General features: G+C 42.8%; 20 protein-coding genes. 12 read left to right on the top strand and 8 right to left on the bottom strand.

The window, feature by feature from the left end; translation table 11 throughout:
• Positions 1–79 precede the first annotated feature (79 nt).
• From prmA to aroQ, 4 genes are all read right to left on the bottom strand, one after another.
• Positions 80–976: a 50S ribosomal protein L11 methyltransferase gene (gene prmA, locus H3V01_RS06465; protein WP_198186301.1), complete on the bottom strand. Its 897-nt coding sequence runs from the start codon at positions 974–976 to the stop codon at positions 80–82.
• A gap of 91 nt (positions 977–1,067) precedes the next feature.
• Positions 1,068–2,426, bottom strand: a complete 1,359-nt coding sequence (accC, locus tag H3V01_RS06460; protein ID WP_198186300.1) for an acetyl-CoA carboxylase biotin carboxylase subunit — start codon at positions 2,424–2,426, stop codon at positions 1,068–1,070.
• Between the two features lie 45 nt (positions 2,427–2,471).
• Complete coding sequence (accB, locus tag H3V01_RS06455) at positions 2,472–2,933, bottom strand: acetyl-CoA carboxylase biotin carboxyl carrier protein (protein WP_025331183.1); 462 nt, start codon at positions 2,931–2,933, stop codon at positions 2,472–2,474.
• Positions 2,934–2,974: 41 nt separating this feature from the next.
• Positions 2,975–3,433: a type II 3-dehydroquinate dehydratase gene (gene aroQ / locus H3V01_RS06450; RefSeq protein ID WP_198186299.1), complete on the bottom strand. Its 459-nt coding sequence runs from the start codon at positions 3,431–3,433 to the stop codon at positions 2,975–2,977.
• Between the two features lie 253 nt (positions 3,434–3,686).
• Here aroQ and queA point away from each other — a divergent pair, with 253 nt between their 5' ends.
• From queA to pntB, 6 genes are all read left to right on the top strand, one after another.
• Positions 3,687–4,727 (top strand): tRNA preQ1(34) S-adenosylmethionine ribosyltransferase-isomerase QueA, encoded by a 1,041-nt coding sequence (queA, locus tag H3V01_RS06445; protein WP_025331181.1) that lies wholly within the window; start codon positions 3,687–3,689, stop codon positions 4,725–4,727.
• Between the two features lie 22 nt (positions 4,728–4,749).
• Positions 4,750–5,136 carry a lactoylglutathione lyase gene (gene gloA, locus H3V01_RS06440; RefSeq protein WP_078475657.1) on the top strand — a complete coding sequence of 129 codons (387 nt, stop codon included), beginning with the start codon at positions 4,750–4,752 and terminating at the stop codon, positions 5,134–5,136.
• A gap of 239 nt (positions 5,137–5,375) precedes the next feature.
• Positions 5,376–5,693, top strand: a complete 318-nt coding sequence (sugE, locus tag H3V01_RS06435) for a quaternary ammonium compound efflux SMR transporter SugE (protein ID WP_198186298.1) — start codon at positions 5,376–5,378, stop codon at positions 5,691–5,693.
• A 142-nt stretch (positions 5,694–5,835) separates the two neighbouring features.
• Positions 5,836–6,777 carry a siderophore ABC transporter substrate-binding protein gene (locus H3V01_RS06430; RefSeq protein WP_198186297.1) on the top strand — a complete coding sequence of 314 codons (942 nt, stop codon included), beginning with the start codon at positions 5,836–5,838 and terminating at the stop codon, positions 6,775–6,777.
• Positions 6,778–7,124: 347 nt separating this feature from the next.
• Positions 7,125–8,660, top strand: a complete 1,536-nt coding sequence (locus H3V01_RS06425) for a Re/Si-specific NAD(P)(+) transhydrogenase subunit alpha (RefSeq protein ID WP_096765349.1) — start codon at positions 7,125–7,127, stop codon at positions 8,658–8,660.
• Positions 8,661–8,672: 12 nt separating this feature from the next.
• Positions 8,673–10,052 (top strand): Re/Si-specific NAD(P)(+) transhydrogenase subunit beta, encoded by a 1,380-nt coding sequence (gene pntB, locus H3V01_RS06420; RefSeq protein WP_198186296.1) that lies wholly within the window; start codon positions 8,673–8,675, stop codon positions 10,050–10,052.
• Positions 10,053–10,265: 213 nt separating this feature from the next.
• Here the strand turns inward: pntB and mog are convergent, their stop codons facing one another.
• Positions 10,266–10,841 (bottom strand): molybdopterin adenylyltransferase, encoded by a 576-nt coding sequence (mog, locus tag H3V01_RS06415; RefSeq protein ID WP_025331175.1) that lies wholly within the window; start codon positions 10,839–10,841, stop codon positions 10,266–10,268.
• Between the two features lie 71 nt (positions 10,842–10,912).
• Between mog and moaC the strand changes: the two genes are divergently transcribed.
• Positions 10,913–11,398, top strand: a complete 486-nt coding sequence (gene moaC, locus H3V01_RS06410; RefSeq protein WP_174830514.1) for a cyclic pyranopterin monophosphate synthase MoaC — start codon at positions 10,913–10,915, stop codon at positions 11,396–11,398.
• Positions 11,399–12,678: 1,280 nt separating this feature from the next.
• Positions 12,679–13,440 (top strand): XRE family transcriptional regulator, encoded by a 762-nt coding sequence (locus H3V01_RS06405; protein WP_198186295.1) that lies wholly within the window; start codon positions 12,679–12,681, stop codon positions 13,438–13,440.
• Between the two features lie 222 nt (positions 13,441–13,662).
• Here H3V01_RS06405 and H3V01_RS06400 read toward each other — a convergent pair whose 3' ends face one another.
• The gene (locus H3V01_RS06400) at positions 13,663–13,935 is read right to left on the bottom strand and encodes a DksA/TraR family C4-type zinc finger protein (RefSeq protein WP_037475833.1); all 273 of its coding nucleotides are present in this window, start codon (positions 13,933–13,935) and stop codon (positions 13,663–13,665) included.
• Between the two features lie 448 nt (positions 13,936–14,383).
• On the opposite strand from H3V01_RS06400, the gene H3V01_RS06395 reads away from it, so the two are divergent.
• Positions 14,384–14,713: a four-helix bundle copper-binding protein gene (locus H3V01_RS06395; RefSeq protein WP_025331171.1), complete on the top strand. Its 330-nt coding sequence runs from the start codon at positions 14,384–14,386 to the stop codon at positions 14,711–14,713.
• A 180-nt stretch (positions 14,714–14,893) separates the two neighbouring features.
• Here H3V01_RS06395 and dapB read toward each other — a convergent pair whose 3' ends face one another.
• Both dapB and H3V01_RS06385 read right to left on the bottom strand, forming a co-directional pair.
• Positions 14,894–15,706 carry a 4-hydroxy-tetrahydrodipicolinate reductase gene (gene dapB / locus H3V01_RS06390; RefSeq protein WP_025331170.1) on the bottom strand — a complete coding sequence of 271 codons (813 nt, stop codon included), beginning with the start codon at positions 15,704–15,706 and terminating at the stop codon, positions 14,894–14,896.
• 3 nt (positions 15,707–15,709) lie between these two features.
• Positions 15,710–16,069 (bottom strand): outer membrane protein assembly factor BamE, encoded by a 360-nt coding sequence (locus H3V01_RS06385; RefSeq protein WP_025331169.1) that lies wholly within the window; start codon positions 16,067–16,069, stop codon positions 15,710–15,712.
• A gap of 129 nt (positions 16,070–16,198) precedes the next feature.
• Here H3V01_RS06385 and fur point away from each other — a divergent pair, with 129 nt between their 5' ends.
• From fur to dapD, 3 genes are read left to right on the top strand one after another with little or no spacing between them, the layout of a single operon-like run.
• Positions 16,199–16,633 carry a ferric iron uptake transcriptional regulator gene (fur, locus tag H3V01_RS06380; protein WP_025331168.1) on the top strand — a complete coding sequence of 145 codons (435 nt, stop codon included), beginning with the start codon at positions 16,199–16,201 and terminating at the stop codon, positions 16,631–16,633.
• A 29-nt stretch (positions 16,634–16,662) separates the two neighbouring features.
• Complete coding sequence (aat, locus tag H3V01_RS06375) at positions 16,663–17,451, top strand: leucyl/phenylalanyl-tRNA--protein transferase (protein WP_198186294.1); 789 nt, start codon at positions 16,663–16,665, stop codon at positions 17,449–17,451.
• 15 nt (positions 17,452–17,466) lie between these two features.
• Positions 17,467–18,285, top strand: a complete 819-nt coding sequence (gene dapD, locus H3V01_RS06370) for a 2,3,4,5-tetrahydropyridine-2,6-dicarboxylate N-succinyltransferase (protein WP_084547880.1) — start codon at positions 17,467–17,469, stop codon at positions 18,283–18,285.
• Positions 18,286–18,307: the final 22 nt, after the last annotated feature.

Here is an 18,307-nt window from a genome sequence, read left to right as displayed (position 1 = left end):
TACTGTCAGAAGCAGATAGCCGTGTTATCGCATTAGTATGTCATGCCGGTATTTTCAGATAAATAGCAGAACCGGACAATTATGCTCTTTTACGACCACTAATACATACCCACCCGTCCAGTGTTTTAGGTGAGTTCAAATCAAACCACTGACGATATATTCCACTGAGTTCTTCTGTTTGTTCTGCCAGAATACCTGACAGGACAATTTCACCGCCGGTACGGGTACGTTCTGCCAGCATTTGAGCCAGCATGCGTAACGGATTAGCCAGAATATTTGCAACAACGATGTCAAATTTCTGACCGGCTGGCAAATTATCCGGAAGATAAAATTCAGCACTAACCTGATTTTGTGCAGCATTATCCTGACTGGCACGGATTGCCTGCGGATCAATGTCTACACCACAGGCACGGCCGACACCCAGTTTCAGTGCGGCAATCGTCAGAATACCTGAACCACAGCCATAATCCAGCAGAGTTTCACCGCTGCGCACATGCTTATCCAGCCATTGCAGACACAGCCGGGTAGTGGGGTGACTCCCGGTACCGAAAGCCAGTCCCGGATCCAGTTGCAGATTGATGACCCCCGGTTCAGTTGGCTGGTTATGCCATGATGGCGTAATCCATAAGCGTGAAGAAATCTGAATCGGATCGAACTGAGACTGGGTCAGCCGTACCCAGTCCTGCTCAGGAATGTTTTCAAGATAGTACTGTGGTTTAGCAATAGCACATTCCTGTGCCGCTGTAGAGACAACGGAATCAATATCAGTATTTTCATCAAACAGTGCCACAATGTTACTTTGCTGCCACACCTGTTCAGTGGGCATATCAGGTTCGCCGAAAATCGGCTGTTCATTATCATTGCCTGCATTGGCATCTTCAATGGCTGTACTTAATGCGCCGTTTTCAATCAGTGCATCGGAGAGCTTATCCACCTGATCTTGTGTAACTGTAATAACAACTTGTTGGTAGTGCATGGCTTTTTTACCGTAACTGGATGTTTTATAAAACTTCAGGCAGCCACCGCGGCTGCCTGCAAACAAAAGCGCAATGTATGCTTATTGTAAATTATTTTTGTGATTCTTTGTGTTTTTGTAACCATTGTTCAAGATAATGAATACTTTCACCACCATGAATGAAACCCGGATCAGCAAAAATATCACGGTGCAGGTTGGTATTGGTTTTAATACCGGTGATGGCCAGCTCCTGCAGGGCAACACGCATTTTGGCGATAGCTTCATTACGATCACGCCCGTGGGTACACACCTTACCAATCATGCTATCGTAATAAGGAGGTACGGTATAGCCCTGATAAATATGGCTGTCAATGCGTACTCCGTTACCACCTGGCTGGTGGCAGCTGGTAATCAGCCCGGGGCTGGGAACAAAAGTATACGGGTCTTCGGCATTAATCCGGCATTCAAAAGCATGTCCTTGTAAACGGATATCTGCCTGAGTGTAGGATAAGGGCAGACCGGAAGCTACACGGATTTGCTCCTGCACAATATCCACACCGGTAATCAGCTCGGTAATAGCATGCTCAACCTGTACACGGGTATTCATTTCAATGAAGAAGAACTCACCATCTTCATACAGAAACTCAAATGTACCTGCACCACGGTAGCCGATGCGCTGACATGCGGCTACACACGCGCTACCAATACGTTCGCGTTCTTCAGCGGTGATAAATGGTGCCGGTGCTTCTTCAATGACTTTCTGATGGCGGCGCTGCATTGAGCAGTCACGCTCACCCAGATAAATGGCATTGCCATGTTCATCACACAGTACCTGAATTTCAATATGGCGCGGTTTCTGCAGATAGCGCTCCATATATACGGCAGGATTACCAAAAGCAGCCCCGGCTTCAGTACGGGTCATTTCTACTGCGGCCAGTAAATCCTCAGCCTTTTCAACTACGCGCATACCGCGACCGCCGCCGCCGCCTGATGCTTTAATAATGACCGGATAGCCTACCGCAGCACCGATTTTTTCAATTTCCTGCGGATCTTCCGGTAATGCACCATCTGAACCGGGTACACAGGGGACACCGGCGGCCTGCATCGCCTTTTTCGCAGAAACTTTGTCACCCATCTGACGTATGGTTTCCGGACGCGGACCAATAAAAACGAAACCGGACTGCTCCACCTGTTCTGCAAAACCATCATTTTCTGCCAGAAATCCATAACCGGGGTGAATGGCATCAGCATCGGTAACTTCAGCAGCGGAAATCAGAGCAGGGATATTCAGGTAACTTTGGGTGGAACTGGCCGGACCAATACAAACAGATTCATCAGCCAGTTTAACGTGCAGAGCATCACTGTCGGCTTCTGAATGCACAGCCACGGTTGCAATACTCATTTCATGGCAGGCGCGCAGAATGCGCAGCGCAATTTCGCCACGATTGGCAATAAGAACTTTTTTTAACATGAGGCAGTACCTTGTAAAAAAGGGGAGTTATGACTGATATTAAGATTACTCAATAATAAACAGCGGTTCACCAAACTCCACAGGCTGCCCGTTGGATACGAGAATTTCTTTGACCACTCCACTGTGATCAGCTTCAATTTCATTCATCAGTTTCATGGCTTCGATGATACACAGAGTATCGCCGGCATTAACGGTTTGTCCCACTTCAACAAACGGTGCAGAAGTCGGACTTGCTGCCCGGTAAAAAGTTCCGACCATCGGTGATTTCATCGCTTTGCTCAGATCAGGACCGGCTGCCGGTACGGCTGCTGCGGGAGCAGCTTCTGCCGGAACTGCTGCTGGTGCAGCCATAACAGCCGGCTGTTGTTGTACTGGTGCAGAATATACTGGCTGAGCAGCAGTAGTGCGGGTAATGCGTACCTTTTCCTCACCTTCGGTCACTTCGATTTCAGCAATGCCTGACTCTTCTACCAGATCAATGAGTTTTTTAAGTTTACGTAAATCCATATTATGAACCCTTGTGTGATTGGACCTGATCGCAATAGGTATTAGTGTTGGCGATCTGTCTCTTGAATGTATTCAATTGCGCGGTGTAACGCTGCCTCATAACCATATACGCCCAGACCACAGATTACCCCCATGGCAATATCGGACAGATAGGAATAGCGCCGGAACGCTTCGCGTGCATGTACATTTGAAATGTGTATCTCAATAAATGGTTTGCAGGCAGCTGCAAAAGCATCACGAATGGCTACGCTGGTATGAGTAAATGCACCCGGATTAATAATAATAAACCGGGTATCATCAGTTAATGCAGCCTGAATGCGTTCTGTCAGAACATGTTCGGCATTACTTTGCAGTGTTTCCAGTGTTAGGCCGGCTGCCTGTGCCTGTACAAGCAGTTTCTGATTAATGTCTGCCAGTGTGGTATGGCCATATATATGCGGCTCCCGTAACCCTAAAAGATTCAGATTGGGGCCGTTTAAAACCAGAATTGAGGCACTCATAAATTAATTGTTTATCGCAAAATTGCGCCATTTTTGCCGAAAATGCGCGCAAATGTCCAGTATTTTCGTAAAAATTCACTATATAAACTACAACTGTTTTCCCGTATAACAGTCTGGCAGCCTTATTTTGCGTGCTTAATAAACTGATAAGCCGGATATTTAAACTGTGGCTGATAAGGGTAATATGCTACTGCTTCGCAGTCTGTGCAAGCCGGCTTATAATACGTCTTTTGCCTTTTTCGGGCACATATACATGCATATTAATGATTTTGATTTTGATTTGCCACCGGAACTGATTGCCCAGCATCCTCCGGCTGAGCGCGGCAGTAGCCGTCTGCTGGTGGCTTTGCCCGGGCAGTCTCCGGCAGACAGTGAATTTATCCGGCTGGCAGATTATGTGGCAGCCGGTGATGTTCTGGTATTTAACAATACCCGTGTAATGAAAGCCCGCCTTTTTGGCCGTAAAGCCAGTGGCGGTCAGATTGAAGCATTGATTGAACGAGTGCTGGATAACCATACTGCTCTGGCGCATGTGCGTTCGTCTAAGTCGCCCAAACCGGGTACAGAACTGATTTTCGAAGGCGGATTGCATGCACAGATGCAGGCGCGACAAGGTGAGTTATTTGTACTGCATTTTTCCGGCGACAAAACTGTATGGGAGCTACTGGAAGCGCACGGCCATTTGCCATTGCCACCATACATTACCCGTTCGGCTGATCATGACGATGATGAGCGCTATCAGACGATTTATGCTAAATATGAAGGAGCAGTAGCTGCCCCTACCGCCGGTTTGCACTTTACCGATACTATTTTGCAACAATTGCGAGATAAAGGCGTACACCTGACCGAAGTAACTTTACATGTGGGTGCAGGCACCTTTCAGCCGGTGCGGGTAGAAAATATTGCCGAACATCATATGCATAGTGAGTGGTATGACGTGAGTGAGGAAGTTGTAGCAGAGATTGAAGCGGCACAGGCGCGAGGAAATAAAATCTGGGCGGTAGGCACAACAGCAGTTCGCGCACTGGAGTCTGCAGCACGCAGCGGAAAATTACAGGCAGGCCAGGGCGATACCAATATTTTTATTACGCCGGGCTATGAGTTTAAGGTTATTGACCGCATGATTACCAATTTTCATCTGCCTAAATCAACTTTACTCATGCTGGTAAGCGCATTTAGCGGTTATGATGAAATTCGTGCCATTTACCAGCATGCCATTGGTGCCGGATACCGCTTTTTCAGTTATGGCGATGCCATGCTGCTGGGTAATCTGGCAAAAACAAAAACAGAATAAGATAAGATATAAGGAACATAACATGAGAATGTTGCATACTATGCTGCGAGTAGGTGATCTGGATAAATCACTGGCGTTTTATCAGGATGTGCTCGGTATGAAACTGCTGCGGCGGGAAGATTTTCCCGGCGGACGTTTTACTCTGGCTTTTGTCGGCTATGGTGAAGAATCTGACAGTACCGTACTGGAATTAACCTATAACTGGGATACGCATACTTATGATCTAGGTACAGGATACGGACATATTGCTATTGAGGTAGATGATGCTTATGCTGCCTGTGATGCTGTGCGCGCCAAGGGCTGTCGTGTAACCCGTGAGGCCGGACCCATGCAGCATGGCACTACTGTCATCGCATTTGTGGAAGATCCTGATGGCTATAAAATTGAATTCATTCAGAAGAAGAAATAAGTTCTCAGCATTATATTGATTATAACTGTGGCAGACTGAACTGCAATCAGTATCAATATCCTGACAGATGGTTTATAGCCATCTGTTTTTGTTCCAATGGAGTTTTGATTGCTTGACGCTGATTCAGACTGCCTATTATGATGCCATTATTCATATGCTTATTTATGCATCCGTTCGGGACGACCCGACCGGTAGATTCTCACGCAGGACGGCCTGCATCAGCCTTAACAGGAATCATTATGGCCTGGGTGTCATTATTGCTGGCCGGCATACTTGAAATAGTCTGGGCAATTGGTCTTAAGTATTCACAGAATTTTACTAAATTCACCCCGAGTATCATTACATTAGCTGCTCTGGTTGGCAGCTTTTTTCTGCTGGCACAGTCCATGCGTTCATTGCCGGTAGGTACAGCTTATGCAGTCTGGACTGGTATTGGCGCTGTTGGAGCAACCATTGTCGGTATCATTGCTTTTAAAGAACCGGCTGGTGCCATGCGTCTGATTAGCCTGACACTGATTATTGCCGGTATTATTGGTCTGAAACTGGGCGCACACTAAATTCATACTGTCCGGCAAGTTATAACATCCGATTATTAAATTTATATTAAGCCGGATTGTATTGCAAAGCTGGACATTTATATTAAATAATGATAATAATTATCATTATTTAATAATTTAAAATTCAAGGGGTAATTCAGTTATGAAAAAAATAATAACGCTGGCTGTGGCATCGGCTCTGATGATGGGGTTAAGTGCCTGTCAAAGCACTGCACCGTCAATTAACCTTACTCAGGCTGGCGAAGAAATTAAGATACCGGTACAACCGCAAAAAATTGTTGTGATGGATTTCGGTGCTTTAGATACGCTGGATGCGCTGGGTGCCGGCAACCGAGTTATTGCTGCGCCGGTAAGTAATATTCCGGCTTATCTGCAACAATATCATCATGCACAGGTACAGGATTCAGGCAAAATGAAGGAGCCGGATATTGCCGGTATTAAAGCTGCCAGTCCGGATCTGATAATCATGAGCGGAAGGCAGAATAATTTCTATAAAGATTTAAATGCCATTGCACCTACACTGAATTACTCAGTTAATGCCGGTGAAAATTATTATTCTGCGGTCAAGAATCAGATCAGAATGCTGGGGAAAATTGCCGGTAAAGAAGTACTGGCGCAGGAGCAGTTGAATGCACTGGATTTAAAAATGGATGCAGCCCGTCAGCTCGCACAGCAATCCGGTAAAAAAGCCATCGTGGTATTACATAATGATGGAAATGTGATGCTGATGAATCAGGGTAGCTATGCTGCGCTGATCTTCGATGAATTACATGTAAAACGAGCTGTAAATGCCAATGATCTGCCTGTACCGGATAAAGCTGAAAATGGCCGGCCGGCACGTATAATGGTTGATAATCAGTTTATTGCTCAATATCATCCAGATATTATTTACGTTGTTGACCGCAGTAAAGCAATAGGTAATACACCAATGCGCAGCGATTATTTTGATAATAAAGTTATGCAGAATGCAGGTACGCAAATCGTTAATCTTAGTGCTGACTTGTGGTATTTATCCGGCAATGGGCTGGAAAGTCTGAATCGTCAGATTGATGAAGTTATCCGGCCGCTGAACAGCATGAATTAAATTTTGTTCCTGTCAACATTACAGCCAGCCGTTATTACTAATGGCTGGCTTTTTTGTTGAAAACAGATAATAGCCTATCCTGATAATAGACATTACTGATAAAGACATATTATATGTAAATGTAATTGTTAAATTTTTTAAATCAGACACAAATAATGACCTGAATAAAGGTTTTATTGCTGTGTTTTCGATAATATAGTGGTTGTAAACAACAGAAAATATTATCTTCTGATAGTTATGAGTTAGGCAGGCAGTCTATACTGATTAACTCTGACCAAATATATCAGAGCAGATAAATATTTACAGTTACAACTATTTTACGGCACCTTCCTCGGAAAGGAATAAGAATGAAGATAGGTATTCCACGCGAATCTCTTGCCGGTGAAACCAGAGTAGCGGCTACGCCGAAAACCGTTACCCAGCTAATTAAATTGGGGCATGAAGTTGTTATTGAGCATGATGCCGGTAAGGCAGCCAGCTTGTCTGACGGTTTGTATCAGGAAGCAGGCGCAACAGTAGCCGATGCAGACACTGTCTGGCAGTGTCCGCTAATATTTAAGGTAAATGCACCGAATAAAGAAGAAATTGCCTCCATGCAATCCGGTACGATACTGGTCAGCTTCATCATGCCGGCGCAGCAGTCAGAGCTGGTACAGCAGTTACAGGCGAAAAAAATTACTGTGCTGGCAATGGACATGGTACCGCGGATTTCACGTGCACAGGCAATGGATGCATTGTCGTCAATGGCTAATATCAGTGGCTATCGGGCGGTAATTGAAGCTGCTGAAAACTTTGGCCGTTTCTTTACCGGTCAGATTACTGCTGCCGGTAAAGTTCCTCCGGCAGAAGTGCTGGTGATAGGTGCAGGGGTGGCCGGTCTGGCCGCTATTGGTACAGCCCGTCAGCTTGGTGCCGTGGTTAATGCATTCGATACCCGTCCTGAAGTTGCTGATCAGATTGAGTCCATGGGTGGTAACTTTCTGCAACTGGACTATCAGGAAGAAGAAAGCAGTAGTGGCGATGGCTATGCTAAAACCATGAGTGCTGCTTATATTGAAGCAGAAATGAAACTGTTTGCCGAACAAGCCAGACAAGTTGACATTATCATTACAACTGCAGCGATTCCGGGCAAACCTGCTCCCAAACTGATTACCCGGGAGATGGTAGACAGCATGCGTGAAGGTTCGGTAATCGTGGATCTGGCTGCTGCTACCGGCGGTAACTGCGAATATACCGAACCCGGTAAAATTATTACTACCGCCAATGGGGTGAAAATAATTGGTTATACCGATATGGCTAACCGTCTGGCCGGCCAGTCTTCACAGCTTTATGGCACAAATCTGGTTAATCTGGCACGCCTGCTTACACCAAATAAGGATGGTGAGCTGGCATTAAACTTCGAAGATGTGATTATCCGTAACATGACTGTTACTCATGAAGGCAACAGCATGTATCCGCCACCACCGATTCAGGTATCCGCCGCGCCAAAAGCAGAACCGAAAGTTGCAGCTCCGGCTCCTGTTGCGACAGCACAGCCGGCATCAGCAAACAAAAAAATCATCTGGGCAGCAATTGCAGTCATACTGATGTTGTGGATAGGTGCGGTTGCTCCGGTGGCTTTTCTGAATCACTTCATGGTATTTGTACTTGCCTGTGTAGTGGGTTACTTTGTGGTATGGAACGTTAACCACGCCCTGCATACCCCGTTAATGTCGGTAACTAATGCCATATCGGGCATTATTGTAGTAGGTGCATTGCTGCAAATCGGGCAGGGACATGGTTTTGTATCGTTGCTGGCCTTTATTGCAGTAGCGATAGTCAGCGTTAATATCTTCGGTGGCTTTGCTGTTACCCGCCGTATGCTCAATATGTTTCGTAAATAAAGGGGAAACGGTATGTCTCAAGGTATCGTAACTGCTGCATACATCGTTGCTGCAGTATTGTTTATTCTGAGTCTGGCCGGACTCTCACAGCAGGAAAGTGCCAGACGTGGCTGTTATCTGGGCATAGCAGGTATGGCTATTGCGCTGATTGCTACGGTTTTCAGTGAAAATGCGCACGGTCTGGGCTGGGTGATTATTGCCATGGTTATTGGTGGTGCAGTGGGTCTGCAACAGGCTAAGAAAGTGGAAATGACCCAGATGCCGGAGCTGATTGCTATGCTGCACAGCTTTGTCGGATTAGCTGCCGTACTGGTGGGTTTCAACAGCTATATCGACCCTCATGATGTAGACTCAGACATGTTCACCATCCATCTGGTTGAAGTATTTCTGGGGGTATTTATTGGTGCAGTAACCTTTAGTGGTTCATTAGTAGCATGGGGAAAACTGAATGGTAAGATTGCCAGCAGCCCCCTGCAACTGCCACACCGGCACCTGCTCAATCTGGGCGCACTGGTATTGTCATTTTTACTGATGCTGTGGTTCGTAGGTGTTGGCGGTTCCGGTTTTGCCCTGATTGTTATGACTCTGATTGCACTGGTATTCGGTTATCATCTGGTCGCTTCGATTGGCGGAGCAGATATGCCGGTAGTCATTTCCATGCTGAATTCTTATTCAGGCTGGGCTGCTGCTGCTGCCGGTTTTATGCTTGATAACGATTTACTGATTGTTACCGGTGCATTAGTCGGTTCGTCCGGTGCGATTTTGTCATATATCATGTGTCAGGCGATGAATCGCAAATTTCTGTCTGTAATTGGCGGTGGTTTCGGCTCAGCGCCGGTAGCCGCAAACAGTGACAATGTACCAGCCGGCGAAGTTCAGGAAATCAAACCGGAGCAGGTAGCAGATACACTGAAAAATGCACATAGCGTCATTATTACGCCGGGATACGGTATGGCGGTGGCTCATGCACAAAATGCAGTGGCCAGTATTACCGCCAAACTGCGCCAGCAAGGTATTAATGTCCGCTTCGGGATTCATCCGGTAGCCGGACGCCTGCCCGGACATATGAATGTATTACTGGCTGAAGCAAAAGTACCTTATGATATTGTACTGGAAATGGACGAAATCAATGATGATTTCAGCGATACTGATGTGGTACTGGTGATTGGTGCCAATGATACGGTCAATCCGGCAGCAGTAACCGATCCGAATAGTCCTATTGCCGGTATGCCGGTATTGCATGTCTGGGAAGCTAAAAACGTGATTGTATTTAAACGTTCAATGCAATCCGGTTATGCAGGCGTAGATAATCCACTGTTTTATGAAGAAAATGTCAGAATGTGTTTTGGTGATGCCAAAGCTACCCTAGATGAAGTGGATAAAAATATTTAACAGTGAAAAAACAGTCTGGTCATTTACCAGACTGTTTTTTTATAAAGCTCGATCAATACAAATCTTAAGAAATTCAAAATAAATCTAAATATTATCCTATCTGCTAAAGATTACAGAATGTTATTTATTGAATAAAGAATCACACCTTCCCCTTTTCCGCCAATCATATTCATTGCCAAATTAACTGGTCTGTGAACATCAGGCATTATTCAATCAGCGCTTGGGTAATACTACCGGACAAAAATCGGAATCTGTACGGATAAGCGGGCCGCCAACTGCATCTACTGCAATAGGTATTGAAGCAAAAATACCCGGTATCAGGGTTTTCCCCTGTTCATCTTTTACGCCCCCCAGCGTTTCTGCAATTGCAGATGGTTTACCGGGTAAATTCAGAATAAGACTATTGCCACGCAGTACCCCTACCTGACGCGATAAAATAGCAGTAGGAGTGAAATGCAGACTAATTTGCCGCATTAATTCACCAAAGCCCGGAATTACCCGATCGGCTACTGCCAGCGTTGCTTCCGGAGTTACATCGCGTAAATAAGGGCCAGTACCGCCGGTAGTCAGAATCAGAGGGCAGGCATCTTCATCGGCAAGCTGAGTCAGAATACTTTCAATCAGTGGCTGTTCATCCGGAATCAGGTGCTCAACAAATTCCAGAGGATTCAATACCGCACGCTGTAACCATTTTTTCAGTTCAGGCAAACCCTGATCCGTGTAGACGCCAGTAGAAGCCCGGTCACTGATAGAAACCAGACCAATTTTTAATAAAGACAATGTATCCATTTTCAGAGCTCATCCAGCATTACAAAGACAATTATTGTAATATAGACCCTTTAGCATGTCAGTGAAGCAAGATGAATTCAGACGAGTTAACTCATTTCAATAACCGTGGCGAAGCTCATATGGTAGATGTGGGAGCCAAACCCCACAGTAAGCGCATTGCCATTGCAACCGGTATTATCAGTGTCAATGAAACTGCGTTTAATAAAATACGCAATGGTGACAGTAAAAAAGGGGATGTGCTCGGTATTGCACGGATTGCGGCAATACAGGCATCTAAACAAACCAGTAATTTAATACCTTTATGCCATCCGATAGCACTTACCCGGGTTAATGTTGATTTCAGTCTTGATAATGAAAAACGCAGTATTACTATTTGTGTACAAACAGAAAATACGGGGCAGACCGGAGTTGAAATGGAAGCATTAACTGCTGCCAGTGTCGGACTGCTTACTATTTATGATATGCTCAAAGCAGTAGATCGCAGTATGATTATCAGTAATATCTGTCTGCAACACAAAGAGGGTGGACAGTCCGGTACCTGGCATCGCCTGCCCTGATACTGCTAAAATAAATGTAAACGAATAGTCACTGAAAAATAAATAGTTGCCTGAGCAATTTAGTCTCAGAAATATTCTGTCAGTGACTTTAAATAAGCAAAGTTACTATTAACAAAATAGCTGTGATGATAAACTATACTCAGATCGTCTATGACATTGAAGATAAATTGTCTTAGATCCTATTCTGCTACGGATGAATTGCATCAGTATTATCATTAAATCCGGCAAAGCCAATAATATATCTGTAAGTCACCTAAATTAATTCTCTGCTATTTGAAAGCTTCACCTGTCTTTTCGTATCTAATTTAATCATTATTAAATACAAAACGTGTTGATTAAACAGAACCCTGAATAAAAAAATTTCCGCTTATCTGAATCTTCAAATTTATACTGATAATGAGTTAATAGTTTGATTTCGCTATGATTTATCTATGCATTTGTAGGTTGTAACTTGATTTATAGTTACACATTAAAAAATTAATATAAAAAGTGAAGTGTTAACTTTATATATACTTTTTAGTTATAATAAAAAAATTTAATAGTATAATCAAAATCAATGAAAAATAAATGAATTTGCTGTTTTTGTTTACAATTTAATTTTCCAAAAAATTTTTGAAAGTTTTATTTGTATATTAAAGAAAATTTTAGTATTGGAAATATAAAACTATAAATATAAATATAAATTTACTGATTGAAATTTATTTAAAAATTAATCAAAAATTAAGTTTTAAAGGATTTTTATGGAGGTTTATTTTAAGAGTATTTATTTTGAAATAATAGTAAAATACTATATGTTTAACAAAAAATTCACATATAATGACTTGAAAAATATTGCCTTAGGTTAAACAATTGTTTCAGAAAATGTGATATTTTATTTTATTTGGTCATTTTTTTATACAAAAAAAGTACAAAGACACGAAGTCACCCATTTTCTGGCATTTCCTTGCGCATGACAAAATGGTATTATCCATTCCGTGCCAAGCAAGCAAAGTGAATGTTTAGCCAATGTGCGTTATTTAATATTAAATGCAATACTGTAAGTAAATAGTATAGCATTAACGTTAAAAAATTAACGTTTACTTTATTTATATTAAAGTAATTAGTTAATGCTCCTAATATATTTACAGACTAAATTATATAGTAAAAGTTATATTTTGCAAGTTTTAATTTAAAGAATGTACCAAAATGTTGCTTTTTTATAATTTTAAAATTGTAAATTATTGTTTGCAAATATATTTTAAATTTGACCTTACATATTTTTATTTGAAGGTAATTCCCATATGGAAAATTTTAACGTCGGCTTTGCCTCTAGAATGCAGGAAGTAGTAGATATTCTGAAAAGTGTTTCTGAATTAGCAAGAAGAGTAGGGGTTGCTTATCCGACTGCATCTAAATGGGTTAAAGATGGTGCGGAACCAGGTACCAAAAATTTAATTAAAATAGCTGATGCTGCACAGGTAAGTCTATTATGGTTAGCAAAAGGTCAAGGACCTAAATTTGAAAAGGACAGAGAAAATAATCAAAAAGATTGCTATGCAACGCTGTCCAATCCTTTATCTGTGAATACCGGTGCTCACCTCAGTGAAAGCAGTTGTGATTATGCCGGCCGCTCAAATGAAATATATGCCGGAGATTATGCATTTATTCCAGAGTATTCTTTGCAGAATTCATATGAAATCAATGCAAGTGAGAGTAATGTTTTATGCACATTTGCATTTAATCGTATCTGGCTGAAAAATATCCTGAATGTAGATCCGCAAAAACTGAGTACCTTTATTATCAAAGATGACAGTATGGCCGGAATACTTAATCACGGAGATCATGTACTGATTAATCATGATAAAAAAGAAGGTGGTGATGGTCTGTATGTATTGCGTATAGGAAATAATATACAGGTTAAACGTACGCAGCTAAAACCGAATAATCAATTACTGGTTACTTCTGCTAATAAAGAATACGAAGCATTTACTATTGATCTGAATAATCCTGAGGAAAATTTTGAAATCATTGGTAAAGTAGAATGGTACTGCAGAAAAATCTGATTGGTACTGATAATTCCGGCATTGAAATGCGGTGTTATTGTCCGACTCAATTTATATGGCGGTATTAATACAGAATCAGACCATCACCGGCAAAAAACTCTGTAAGAGGATTAAAATAGACAAACTGCTTTATTCTTACTTTTAATATCCAGTGCTATTTATTTTGTTCAATCAAATATACAAATTGGCAAATGTATTTTCATTGTGTTATTTATACTGAATTTAGCGTAACTGACTGTCTTTGCTGCCACGCCGGTTATATAAACTGAATGTTTTCTGCATTTCCTTATCCCGTTCGGCCTGACAGTGAACACAAAAACGAACGCCCTGAATAGCCTGACGACGCCCGATAGGAATTGCTTCGCCACATTCTTCACAAAATTCTGCGCTTTCATCTGCGGTATCTATTTGCTGGCGAACATGATTGATGGCATCTTCTATTGTGCTTTCAATCTGCTGATTTACCGCATCATCTGATGCCCAGCCGCTGGCCATAATAAACTCCTTCAAAATAATAGATTATTAATATGGAGTTATATTGTCTTATTTCAATATATTACTGATTAATATAGATATTTATTGATAATGTGAAGAGGGAACGAATCTGGATTACTGGATTTTATGATCAAACATAAAGTTAATCATTGAAACGGTTTTAATATTTTACTTTGAAAATAATCAATCTGCTTTATGAATGGCTAATCAGAAAATAAAAATTTATATTCTGAAATTATTTTTCTATTATATTTTGCTTACTTACGAGAATAAACAATTTTCACCTGTTATTTGGCATATGAAATACAGATTCGGATAAAACTTAAATTAATCTATCTAAATCATAATTTTATTTACCTGTAAATGGATTGCAATATGCGCTATGGTTTTATAGACTGATTTTGATTTCTCTTGTTAAATCAAAATATTGCTGAATAGGATATCAACCATGGATGCCCAGAAATTTAAAGAATGTATAGAAGCCTGTAACCGCTGTATTGCTTTATGCCAATATTGTTCTACTGCCTGTCTGCAGGAAGATGATGTCAAAATGATGGCTAAGTGTATTCATCTGGATATGCAATGTGCGGCGATGTGCACACTTGCTGTTAATTTTATGTGCATGAACAGTGCTTTTATCGTACAGGTGTGTCAGCTGTGTGCTGAAGTTTGCCGTGCCTGTGCTCAGGAATGTGGTCGTTTTAAGATGGATCACTGTCAGCGCTGCGCTGAAGCTTGTAATGCCTGCGCGGATAAATGTATGGCTATGGCTGCATAAATAATGAAGTATGTATTGCAAAATTTTTTAAGCCATTGTTTCTGACAATGGCTTTTTTATGGTTGTTATGTTATTGAAAATATAATTAATTTTATACCGTTTTTAGCTCTAAAATGTCTAAAATAAACAGGGTTAGCCAGATAAATAGCTAACCCTGTTTACTGTGTTAGTCAGATAGCTTTATTTCAGACCAAGTACATCCTGCATATCAAACAAACCATGTGGGTGCTGACGCAGCCACACTGCCGCCCGGACAGCACCATTAGCGAAAGTAGCACGGCTGGAGGCTTTATGGCTGATTTCTACGCGTTCACCATCAGTAGCAAACAATGCCGTATGTTCGCCGACAATGTCACCAGCGCGGATAGTTGAAAAGCCGATTGTCTGCGGGTCACGCGCTCCGGTATGTCCCTCGCGCCCGTAAACGGCACAGGTTTTTAAATCACGACCTAGTGCATCGGCAATTACTTCTCCCATGCGCAGAGCAGTACCAGAAGGAGCATCAACTTTATGGCGATGATGTGCTTCGATAATTTCAATATCGTAGCCTTCATTTAATACTCGAGCAGCGGTATTAAGCAGAGCAAAGGTCAGGTTGACACCTACACTGAAATTAGGGGCAAATACAATGCCAATTTTTTCAGCGGCTGAGGCAATGCGTTGTTTACCTGTTTCATCGAAACCGGTCGTGCCGATAACATCATTGACACCAAGCCGTTCACAGATAGCCAGATTATTCAGTGTGGATTCCGGTTTGCTGAAATCAATCAGTACATCGGTATTGTCCAGTACTTTTTCCGGGTCGTGACAAATACTAACACCCAGCTCCAGACCGATAGCAAACCCGGCATCTAGACCGATAGCAGGGGAAGCGTCGTGTTCCAGTGCGCCGCTCAGAACACAATCCTGGCGCTGACTGATGCTTTGAATAAGGGCTCTGCCCATACGCCCGTTGGCACCGGCTACAGCAATTCTTAAACGTGATGTAGACATGTTTTACTCCGTTACAGGTACAGGCTGAGCAGTTAAAGCATCACCTTCGGCATGTATCAGTTTTCCGTTGGCATCAAAGTAAAGAGTCAGCTTCTTCTCTTCCTGAATTTCATTAGCACGGGTTATAACAAACAGATAATCCCAGCGGTTGGCATGAAACGGATCACGGAGTAAAGGAGTGCCAAGCAGCATTTGTACTTGTTCACGGCTCATACCGGGCTGTAAAGAGTTCACAACATTCTGGTCCAGCTCGTTACCCTGAATAATTTTCAGTTTGTACGACGGAATTTGTGTCAGTTTTGCTGTGGAGCATGCGCTCAGGCCTAGAACGGCCACTGCCAGCAGGCAGTATATTTTTTTCATACTGATACCTCTGATCCGGGACGAAACAGTTAGCAATGGCGATGGCGACATTGTATGACACCCAGTGGGCAATTGCCTTAAAAGTGCGTATTATAGCGAGTATTATTACTTAGTGGTGAAATAAGCATCATGAATAGCAATGTAGCTCAATTAAAAGATAACGGTTTAAAGGTTACTGGCCCCAGACTGAAGATTCTGGAGCTATTTGAAGCCCAGCCTGAACTGCATATGAGTGCAGAAGATGTATACCGGCGCCTGCTTGATGAAGGCGTGGAAATCGGTGTGGCCACCATTTATCGTGTGCTTACCCAGTTTGAACAGGCCAATATTCTGTTACGCCATCATTTTGAAACCGGTAAAGCCGTATATGAATTAAATCGCGGCGGTCATCATGATCATCTTGTATGCATTAAATGCGGTAAGGTAACTGAATTTTGCAGTGAAGAAATTGAAAAGCTGCAAAAGAAGATTGCTGATGATAACGGCTACCGTATTGTTGACCATGCTTTGTATATGTATGGTGTATGCACTGAGTGCCAGCAGTTTGACAATAAATATCTCTGAAACTGAAATAAAGGGCAGGATATTCAAGTATGAACCAGCCTGAATACCGCTTACGTGTTCCGGTTCTGAGCAGGAATAATCTGGATTTTCCGGATATTGAAACTGCACAGCAACAACGTGACGGATTGGTGGCTGTTGGCGGCGATTTATCTCCTGCCCGAATACTGGCTGCATACCGGCAGGGTATTTTCCCTTGGTATTCACCTAATGAGCCTATTATGTGGTGGTCTTTTGCGCAGCGGATGGTACTATTTCCGGCAGAGTTGAAAGTCAGTCGTTCTCTGGCGAAAAATTTGCGCAATAAGCCTTATGCCGTGACCATGAACTATGCTTTCCGGCAGGTGATTGCCAACTGCGCCCAAACGCCGCGCCCCGGGCAGAACGGTACATGGCTGAGCGCAGAAATGCAGCAGGCTTACTATTCGTTACATCAGCAGCAGTATGCTTGTTCATTTGAATGCTGGTATCGGGATACAGATGGCAATACTATTCTGGCTGGAGGCTTATACGGCGTGCTGATTGGGCAGATATTCTATGGTGAATCCATGTTTGCTCATGCTTCGGATGCTTCCAAAATAGCTTTTGTGCATGCCGTGCATTATTTGCAGCAACAGGGCGTACCGCTGATAGATTGTCAGGTTTACACTGACTACTTAGCCAGCTTTGGTGCCCGTAAAATTCCTTATGCTGAATTTGCAGCTTGTCTGCATGAGTTTAATCCACGTTCACTGGCACAGCCAGACTCTTTCAAATCACAGATACTGGCAGATAATGGTGTTATACCCTTACCCAGAGATAATCCAGAACTGAATTATTGATTATAGGAATATTGTATGTCTTTACAACAAGTAATTGAAACTGCTTTTGAAAACCGCGCGGAAATTACTCCGGCTTCTGTAACTGCCGAAGTAAAGGAAGCTGTAGCTGAAACTTTACAGCAACTGGACAGCGGACATCTGCGTGTGGCTGAAAAACAGGGTAATCAGTGGCTGGTAAATGAATGGGCCAAAAAAGCAGTATTGCTGTCTTTCCGGATTAGTGACAATGTATTGGCAGATGATGCAGTCAATCGCTATTTTGATAAAGTACCTACTAAATTTGCCAACTGGACTGGCGCAGATTTTCAGCAGGCAGGCTTCCGTGCAGTTCCAGGTGCAGTAGTACGTGCCGGCAGTCATATTGGTAAAAATGTAGTACTGATGCCTTCATTTGTTAATATTGGTGCATTTGTTGATGAAGGTACGATGGTTGATACATGGGCAACGGTAGGTTCCTGTGCTCAGATTGGTAAACATGTTCACCTGAGTGGCGGGGTAGGCATAGGTGGTGTACTGGAACCTTTACAGGCAGCACCAACAATTATTGAAGATAACTGTTTTATCGGCGCCCGTTCTGAAATTGTTGAAGGGGTAATTGTCGAAGAGGGCAGTGTAATTTCGATGGGTGTATTTATTGGTCAGTCTACTAAAATTTATGACCGTGAAAGCGGTGAAATCAGTTATGGCCGGGTACCAGCCGGTTCTGTTGTGGTTTCAGGCAGTCTACCGGCAAAAGATGGCAGCCATAGCCTGTATTGTGCAGTAATTGTCAAAAAGGTAGATGCCAAAACCCGTGCTAAAACCAGTGTTAATGATTTACTGCGTGGAATTTAAGTTTATTCAGGTTTTATAAATA

This window comes from Snodgrassella sp. M0351 (genome assembly GCF_016100575.1).
Classification (GTDB): domain Bacteria; phylum Pseudomonadota; class Gammaproteobacteria; order Burkholderiales; family Neisseriaceae; genus Snodgrassella; species Snodgrassella alvi.
This window is presented reverse-complemented; position numbering and strand designations above follow the sequence as displayed.

What these genes read in the sequence shown, in the direction of transcription:
- prmA (WP_198186301.1), bottom strand. Translation starts at nt 976, where the DNA reads ATGCACTACCAACAAGTTGTTATTACAGTTACACAAGATCAGGTGGAT.
- accC (WP_198186300.1), bottom strand. Translation starts at nt 2,426, where the DNA reads ATGTTAAAAAAAGTTCTTATTGCCAATCGTGGCGAAATTGCGCTGCGC.
- accB (WP_025331183.1), bottom strand. Translation starts at nt 2,933, where the DNA reads ATGGATTTACGTAAACTTAAAAAACTCATTGATCTGGTAGAAGAGTCA.
- aroQ (WP_198186299.1), bottom strand. Translation starts at nt 3,433, where the DNA reads ATGAGTGCCTCAATTCTGGTTTTAAACGGCCCCAATCTGAATCTTTTA.
- queA (WP_025331181.1), top strand. Translation starts at nt 3,687, where the DNA reads ATGCATATTAATGATTTTGATTTTGATTTGCCACCGGAACTGATTGCC.
- gloA (WP_078475657.1), top strand. Translation starts at nt 4,750, where the DNA reads ATGAGAATGTTGCATACTATGCTGCGAGTAGGTGATCTGGATAAATCA.
- sugE (WP_198186298.1), top strand. Translation starts at nt 5,376, where the DNA reads ATGGCCTGGGTGTCATTATTGCTGGCCGGCATACTTGAAATAGTCTGG.
- H3V01_RS06430 (WP_198186297.1), top strand. Translation starts at nt 5,836, where the DNA reads ATGAAAAAAATAATAACGCTGGCTGTGGCATCGGCTCTGATGATGGGG.
- H3V01_RS06425 (WP_096765349.1), top strand. Translation starts at nt 7,125, where the DNA reads ATGAAGATAGGTATTCCACGCGAATCTCTTGCCGGTGAAACCAGAGTA.
- pntB (WP_198186296.1), top strand. Translation starts at nt 8,673, where the DNA reads ATGTCTCAAGGTATCGTAACTGCTGCATACATCGTTGCTGCAGTATTG.
- mog (WP_025331175.1), bottom strand. Translation starts at nt 10,841, where the DNA reads ATGGATACATTGTCTTTATTAAAAATTGGTCTGGTTTCTATCAGTGAC.
- moaC (WP_174830514.1), top strand. Translation starts at nt 10,913, where the DNA reads ATGAATTCAGACGAGTTAACTCATTTCAATAACCGTGGCGAAGCTCAT.
- H3V01_RS06405 (WP_198186295.1), top strand. Translation starts at nt 12,679, where the DNA reads ATGGAAAATTTTAACGTCGGCTTTGCCTCTAGAATGCAGGAAGTAGTA.
- H3V01_RS06400 (WP_037475833.1), bottom strand. Translation starts at nt 13,935, where the DNA reads ATGGCCAGCGGCTGGGCATCAGATGATGCGGTAAATCAGCAGATTGAA.
- H3V01_RS06395 (WP_025331171.1), top strand. Translation starts at nt 14,384, where the DNA reads ATGGATGCCCAGAAATTTAAAGAATGTATAGAAGCCTGTAACCGCTGT.
- dapB (WP_025331170.1), bottom strand. Translation starts at nt 15,706, where the DNA reads ATGTCTACATCACGTTTAAGAATTGCTGTAGCCGGTGCCAACGGGCGT.
- H3V01_RS06385 (WP_025331169.1), bottom strand. Translation starts at nt 16,069, where the DNA reads ATGAAAAAAATATACTGCCTGCTGGCAGTGGCCGTTCTAGGCCTGAGC.
- fur (WP_025331168.1), top strand. Translation starts at nt 16,199, where the DNA reads ATGAATAGCAATGTAGCTCAATTAAAAGATAACGGTTTAAAGGTTACT.
- aat (WP_198186294.1), top strand. Translation starts at nt 16,663, where the DNA reads ATGAACCAGCCTGAATACCGCTTACGTGTTCCGGTTCTGAGCAGGAAT.
- dapD (WP_084547880.1), top strand. Translation starts at nt 17,467, where the DNA reads ATGTCTTTACAACAAGTAATTGAAACTGCTTTTGAAAACCGCGCGGAA.